Below are 893 nucleotides of genomic sequence, written 5' to 3' on the forward strand. Positions count from 1 at the left end.
GAAGAAAAGAATGTTCAGGCATTACGAACCGCTAATTCCATAGAATATATTTTACAAGTGCTAAACATCTAAGATATACTCATTATTCTCTGAATAAAATGAGTCATTACGATGAAAGCGGCAAGACAAGATATTATTCTTCAAATACTTGAGAAAGAGAAAAAGATTGTTGTCAGTAAATTAAGTGAGCGTCTTAAGGTTTCTGAGGACACCATAAGACGCGACTTAAATGAGCTTGCGAATCAAGGAGTAATTCATCGTGTTCATAGTGGCGCAATACGCGTCGGGCCTGCCATCACTGAGTTTAATATCCGGCAGGATCTGAACACCAATGAGAAAGTAAAGCTGGCAAAGAAAGCCGTACATTTAATTAAAGAAAATAGCGTCATTTTAATTGACGGAGGAACAACTAACTACGAACTCATAAAGCTAATACCCAAAGATTTAAAATGCACTGTTGTTTCTAATAACATCCCTATTCTGCATTTATTAAGTGATTACAAGAATGTAGAGGTTATAGGATTAGGGGGCAGGCTTTATAAAAACTCTTTGGTTTTAATTGGTGCTGAAACTATTCGTGAATTAAATGCTATTCGCCCGGATATATACTTTATGGGTGTTGCGCATGTTGACAGTGAAGTCGGTGTAACTATTCCCGATCTGGATGAGTGTTATACCAAACAAAAAATGGCTGAAGTCTCAAATGAAGTTGCCATTCTTGTAACCGAAGAAAAACTTGAGACCAGATCTAATTTCGTGGTGTCCTCACTCAAGGATATAAATCATATATTCACGAGCAAGGATATCTAATAATATGAGGAGTTATAATGAAACGCGTATTAATTATAGGCGCTGGCCGCCTTGGTAAAGGCTTTGTGGGCGAAACATTTGAC

Annotated in this window: 1 protein-coding gene; it reads left to right on the forward strand. The window is 37.2% G+C overall.

Features of this window, described 5'->3' with window-relative positions; all coding sequences use genetic code 11:
* The first annotated feature begins 111 nt into the window (after positions 1-111).
* A complete protein-coding gene (locus tag KQJ19_RS23755) occupies positions 112-810 on the forward strand; it encodes a DeoR/GlpR family DNA-binding transcription regulator (RefSeq protein WP_047501382.1) in 699 nt (232 codons plus the stop codon).
* The last annotated feature ends 83 nt before the right edge of the window (positions 811-893 follow it).

Source organism: Citrobacter sp. S46_ASV_140 (genome assembly GCF_018919545.1).
GTDB lineage: Bacteria > Pseudomonadota > Gammaproteobacteria > Enterobacterales > Enterobacteriaceae > Citrobacter > Citrobacter braakii.

Coding starts and splice junctions, on each gene's coding strand:
- KQJ19_RS23755 (WP_047501382.1), top strand. CDS start 112: ATGAAAGCGGCAAGACAAGATATTATTCTTCAAATACTTGAGAAAGAG.